The following is a 5,798-nucleotide window of genomic DNA, read 5'->3' on the forward strand; positions in this document are numbered from 1 at the left end:
AGAGGGCCAGCCAACGGTCTTCATCGAGCTTCTCCAACGTGAGGATCGCCCGCACCTCCCCTTGGCGTAGGGCAGCGTGCGCCGTAAGACCGCTGGCGCGGCTCTCCTGCACTCGCTGCCACCAATGCTCGCGCTCCTCCAGCTGGGCTAGATGCACAATGGCCTCGCCATTGCCGGAACCTGCCGCATCACGGACCTCTGCGGCGGTCGGAAAAGAGACGGTTCCGACCTTGCTCCCGCACCGCGGACAGTCGAACTCTGCCAGTTCGCTGAACAATTCGCCCTGCAGCATTTCCGAGCCGCGCCCCTCCCAACCACAGGCACGTGAACGTCATGAGCTTGTACCCGTAGTAGTCAAGCACCTTGACACCCTGTGGATTGTGGCGCGGCTCAGCACTTGGTTCGGAACAGTAGGTCACCGACGGCTCTTGCGGGCGCAAATAGGCAACTCAAAGGACCGCATGAATGGGAGCGTCCTTCCGCCGCGAGTTCGCGCAAGCGCCAAGACCGGACCGGACAGCAGCCGCAATGAGTGAGACTTGCAGGCTGCGAACGGTCAGCGCTTCACCGTCTGGCACACCGACTTGACGTTCCCGTTCTCCCTTTGGCAAGCCGAGGAGACGTGGACAAAACCGCCCGACCCATCCTCGGGCATGTCAGGGAGGTCAGCGCGATGCTCTCCTCCGGGGCCAGGGCGGACCGAACTCGTATCGCCTCCATTGGTCCGCTAGGCCTCCGCCGCCAGGTACAGGTCGGCGATGTCGGCGAGGATGACTTCCATCTGCGCCCAATTCGTGACGGCGTCGGCCGAGGGCATCGTCGGGTTCTTCTCGGTCAACTGCTTGGCGGTCAGGTTCTGGAGGGCTGACAGGATTCGGTCTGCCTCAGCGATCCAGCCCCGATCTCGCAGCGGCTGCAGGGGAACATCGACGCTGTCCCAGCCCGCGAGGTAGACGTTCGCCACGCTTCCACGTCCCGGGGTCTTCAGGAGCGCGCCGGCGCGTGTCTCGTGCACGACGAGTCCTCGCGTGGCCGCAAACTGATCGACCAAGTCGAGCAGTTCCAACGTGCTGGGCCGCGACTGCTCGAGAAGCACCGCCCTATCTGGGGCGCTGCGCGGTGGCTTCTTGGTGATGGCCGCCCCTGTTCGTCCGATGACAGTCGGGACGATAACCATGTCTTCGTGCCCCTCCGCCCGGTAGGTCTTCACTTCCACCGCGAAGACCTCGGCGGGACTCATCTGCTCATTGAGGAACTCGGTGATGCGTCGCAGCTCGTCGGGAACCAGATCAGCGACGAAAACCATCCGAATCCGGCCCGCGCGCAGGTTGTCCTCAACACTGAGGAAGAAATCCTCCACGCTGGCATCGCCGGACTGCGTGAGCTCGGCGATCTCCTGTTGCGCATCTCGTCCAAGGCCCGTTTGGGTTGCCTCGAAGGCGGCACGTAGGTCGTTGGCTGGCCAGTACCGCACGCCATTGGCGGCATAGTCCAGCATCTGGCCGACGACCTCCCGACGGATTCGCGTGTCCGAGGACCGTTTCACTTCCACCAGCGTCGGAACCGCGTCTTGATCGACGAACACGTGGTCCACACTCCAGCGCGAACCGACCGCTGCCTCGCGGTCGGGCACGCCGTGTTCCCGGCGAATCAGCGACCAGCGCCGTGGTTCCTCCGGAGTCATCTGGCCGCCGGCCAGCAGGTCTGGATGGTTTTCGAGGAGCTCTTGCAGCACGTCTTCAGCCGCATATGGGGTCACTCTCAGGGCCGCGAGACTGCCCGTCGCATCAATGTGGAACAAGCCGTCGCTACTCACTAAGTCCTCCAACACCTGGGCGTCCGTCCCGACATTGTTCGCCTCGAGTCCGAACTTAGGGGTAGAAATGCTGCGTTCGGGGTCCAGTCGCACGCGCTTCTGTAGGGGTCGTGCTCAGACCGCCTTGAAGAATCGCGAGATTGGAGCCTGGAGTGGGCAGCGACCTAGATGTCCTTCACGACTATGTCCTCGAGACGATCGGTACGTCACCGACGGCGTGGCCTGGAGGGTGGCCCACCGAAGTGGAGGCGGCGCTGATCGACGCGGTGTTCTCGGTGCGGGCACGCTACGGCAGCCGTGAGAGACGCACCGGAGTCTTCGGAGCGGTCATGCGCTGGAAGGACTCACGCGGCGGGCAAGCAGACGACTTGCGTGTCCTGGCCGACACCGACGAGACCCAACTCCGCACCTTGACGAACTCGGGAAGGATCAGCGGTCGACATAAGGCCACGGTTGTCATCGAGGCCGCGCGAGCGTTCGTGGCGGCCGGTGTCGTGCACGCCGAGGATGTTTCCGGGCGGCTGCCGGAGGCACGAGCGGCCTACTTGTCGGTGAAGGGTTGCGGTCCAGTGACGTGGTCGTATTTCCGCATGTTGCTTGGAATCGACGACGTCAAGGCGGACACGTGGCTCATGCGTTTCGTCCGCGACCGGCTCCCGCACGTCAAAACAACGGAGGAGGCCTCGCGCTTGGTGAGCGGCGTTGCGTCTCGCTTAGGCGTGAGCGCCACAGCGCTTGATCATGCGATCTGGAGCTACCGGCGCACTCAGCCTGTTGCAGCGACCGATAGCGACGCCGATTGAAGGCACCCACCCGCCGCAGACCCGATGCGAACGACCCGCGTCCTTCCGCCGCAAGGTAGCTCCATCGTGCTGGTTGAGGGCGCCACTGTGTAAGCCTGCGGCTCCCAGTAGCCTGATCCAGACCAGTCTGTCAGTTCGCTCCAACGTCCTAATGCGTGCTGCGGCCGACCGAGGGGCCAGCGCCACGCGCCCACCCCACCAAGTCTTGGACCGTCTCCTCGACTCGGCCGAAACCGGGTCGAAACGAGATCTGTCGAATTCGCGATCCGTGTAGCGTCAGGTGGGGCAAGTCGTTCTCGCGGATACGTGCCACCTTGTAGCCAAGCGCGACTAAGGCCTCGGTCTTGCGCGCGTCGATCTCTTCTTTGACGCGATGCCAATATTCGCCGTCGTACTCGACAATCAGCCCGAATGCTGGTGCAAAAACGTCGACGCGCCACCGTCCGAGAGTGGCCGCATCGGCGCTTGGGTCGTGCGCTTGCACAGCGGCCAAGAACTTCTTCTCGATCTGCGACGTCCCCGCGGTTGAACACATAGGACATAGCCGCCCCGAGGAGCGGTCAATCACTGAGGCAGCCCACTCGTGCTCAGGGTTGGTCGAACAGCGCCATTTCGCAATCACACCGCCGGAGAAGGGCTTGACGTGCCACGCAGACAACCTGTTATCCGGATGCCACTCCGAGGCTAACTCGGGGTCCAGCCAAGCTAAAGAGCCCCAAGCGGACTCGCATTTTGGACAGTAGTAGTGACCCCTGCCCGCCTGCGGACGTCGCCCAAGCACGCGCTCTTGGATGGTCTCCTGCCACTCAAAGCCACAGCAATGGCCCGCCTTCCACCAGAGCGGTCTCCTATGGTTCGCCGCGGTTGTCGCTGGCGTCATGTCGCCGTTGCGCGTTGGGTGCCAAAGCGCGGCGAGTTCGGGGTCTTCGGCCGCAAGGGTCTTCATCGCGGTGACACTGCGCGTCTGCTTACCTCGACACCAAGGACATGCGGCGAACAGGAAGCTGCTGACCACTGTGTCGATCTTGTGGTTACTCGGGCAGCGCAGGCTGTACGTCAGACCAAAATTCTTCCCCGCCACGCCACCGAACAGGTCGACCACCCGTAGTCCTTCGTAGGACCGCTCATCGCGCCAGGCAGCAACGAGTTCGGGAACCTCGGCGACGAATAAGTTTCGGACGCGATCGTGCTCTCTGCCACGCTCAGCCGCGCAGGCGGGGCAATGAAACGAGTAGGCGAACGCATTAGGGACGGATGTGAACCACTGGTGATCGGACTTGCCACACCACCACCAACACTCAAGACGGGCCTTCACGCTGAAGTCGGCGGGAGTGCGCTGATCACGCTCTTGGACGTTGCCCATCCAGCGGGAAGCAACGTCCGGATGAGACTCAATCAAAGGCGTCGCTTTCGTTACCACTTGCCAGATGGTGTCAGAGGTTTCGCTGTGCCGCGGCGAACACGACGATTCCACCGCGAGGGCGAAGCACCACCGTCTTCGTCATGCCACCACCGTGGCCTGGTCCTGGCAGGGAAGAGACAGGCCGCGAGTCAGCCGCTGCGCGGCATCCCGGGTGTGGGTCATTTCGCCGCAAGCGAGCGCTCTCCACGTGGTTCGCTTTCGGTTCGCGGCGCGGTGCATACTATCGATTCCCGAGACGTGCACGTGCCGGGCAAGCCAAGCTCGGTGCGCCTAGCGCGGGTGAAGGAGCTTAGTTTGGCTACCAGGTTCACCACGCTGGGCGACATAGTGGCCCGTCTCCCCGAGGTCGACGACCTTGACGCGGCAGACCGTGCGAAGACGGACCAGCCTCTCGAGGCTGCGCTGAGCATGGCGCGGCCTGTCAACTGGTGGGGAACCGGTGCCAGCCAAGACCTTCTGCGTGCGGCACGAGATGAAGGGCTACCGCTGTGGCGAGTGCCGCGCAGAGAGATCATCCGCGACCTCAACGCTGTAGCGGATGCCCACGATCGCTTGAGCATCCTCCAGAAGCATAGGGACCAGATCTTGGAGGACTGCGAGGCCGAGTTGGCCTACTGCGACGACGAGCAGACCGTCGGCAGTGCCGAACTGGCCGAACGAGCGATTCGCGCCATCCAATCAGGCCATCATGAAGCAGGCATGGCCTTGGCGGTCTCGCTGGGTGAACCCTTGGCTGTTTGGGCTTCGACGCCACGAGTAACGGCCTTTGACAGTGTCGAAGAGCGGGACGAGTGGGAGGCGAAGCGAAAGAGCGGCAAGACGGGCGGTAAGTATCGCTACGCCCAGATCGAGATCGACCGGCTTCCCCCTGGCGACGTCTTGCCCTGGGACTTCAACTACCAAGTGCTAATCGCGCCCATCCCACGCTTCTTCACGGGCTTCTGGCCTAGGCAGGGCAAGCCGGCCCCGAAAGGCCTTTCCAGACATGTGGTTGCACACCAGCCTACGCCAGAGCACTTCAGCAGAAGCAATGCGCTCTTGTCCGTGATGCTCGTTGCGTCAATTCTGCGTGCCCAGCAGGACTGGATTGAAGAAAATCGATAAGCGAGTTTTCGGACTCCGGCGGCGTCTAAACCCTAGGGCGGTCGGTCATACAGGAAGAGAGTTGAGTGGCTGCGTCTTTCCGCCGAGAGCCGGGCGTGTGGAAGATACCGCCACCGTTCAGCCCCGGAGCTACTTGGGAGACGGGCGCCTGTGATCCGCCTTCCGACCCTGATGCCACTCGCGCCGGGGCCTGTGCATTTGGCATTCCGGCAGTGAGCCGGGCGACGTTCCGGCACGATCGTAAACCTCTACACGTCAGCGTCTGCTGACCGCGCGTTCCCGCCGAGGCGGGGGCACACGTTAGACGTCCGGACCGGCTCTGGAGCCTGAAGCGCGGAGGGGCGACTCAATGGATCAGGGGAGATGGCATGTCTGACTGCAACTTCAGGACGAACGCCTACAAGAACTGGCGGCAGTTACATGTCGTTCACTCGCGGGAGTGGGAGAGCGAGCCCGGCCATGTTCGCCCTCAGACCTTCACGTTCGCCGCGACCGATACCCAAACCGGTCGGACGGGTTCGGTGACCTTGCAGACCCATGAGGCCATCGCCCTTCGCGACTGGCTGAGTGAGCACCTCAAGGAGTGAGGCTTGTCCTAGAGTTCTTGCAAGTCTGAATGCACTTGCGGTCATACGGTGGGTACACCACTCGC

Annotated in this window: 6 protein-coding genes; 3 read left to right on the forward strand and 3 right to left on the reverse strand. The window is 63.0% G+C overall.

Going from position 1 to position 5,798, the window contains the following annotated elements:
- The coding region (locus ABD194_RS20385) for a hypothetical protein (protein ID WP_343994922.1) at window positions 1–292 on the reverse strand (292 nt) is incomplete at its 3' end.
- A 435-nt stretch (window positions 293–727) separates the two neighbouring features.
- Window positions 728–1,909 (reverse strand): hypothetical protein, encoded by a 1,182-nt coding sequence (locus ABD194_RS20390; RefSeq protein ID WP_343994924.1) that lies wholly within the window; start codon window positions 1,907–1,909, stop codon window positions 728–730.
- Between the two features lie 59 nt (window positions 1,910–1,968).
- Between ABD194_RS20390 and ABD194_RS20395 the strand changes: the two genes are divergently transcribed.
- Window positions 1,969–2,619 (forward strand): hypothetical protein, encoded by a 651-nt coding sequence (locus tag ABD194_RS20395; RefSeq protein ID WP_343994926.1) that lies wholly within the window; start codon window positions 1,969–1,971, stop codon window positions 2,617–2,619.
- Between the two features lie 148 nt (window positions 2,620–2,767).
- Here the strand turns inward: ABD194_RS20395 and ABD194_RS20400 are convergent, their stop codons facing one another.
- Entirely contained in the window at window positions 2,768–4,039 is a 1,272-nt protein-coding gene (locus ABD194_RS20400) for a zinc-ribbon domain-containing protein (protein ID WP_343994928.1), read from the reverse strand.
- 297 nt (window positions 4,040–4,336) lie between these two features.
- Between ABD194_RS20400 and ABD194_RS20405 the strand changes: the two genes are divergently transcribed.
- Complete coding sequence (locus ABD194_RS20405; RefSeq protein WP_343994930.1) at window positions 4,337–5,146, forward strand: hypothetical protein; 810 nt, start codon at window positions 4,337–4,339, stop codon at window positions 5,144–5,146.
- A gap of 368 nt (window positions 5,147–5,514) precedes the next feature.
- On the forward strand, window positions 5,515–5,733 hold the full coding sequence (locus ABD194_RS20410; protein ID WP_343994932.1) for a hypothetical protein: 219 nt from the start codon (window positions 5,515–5,517) through the stop codon (window positions 5,731–5,733).
- Window positions 5,734–5,798: the final 65 nt, after the last annotated feature.

It is taken from the genome of Terrabacter terrae (assembly GCF_039529575.1).
In the GTDB taxonomy this organism is placed as follows: Bacteria; Actinomycetota; Actinomycetes; order Actinomycetales; family Dermatophilaceae; genus Terrabacter; species Terrabacter terrae.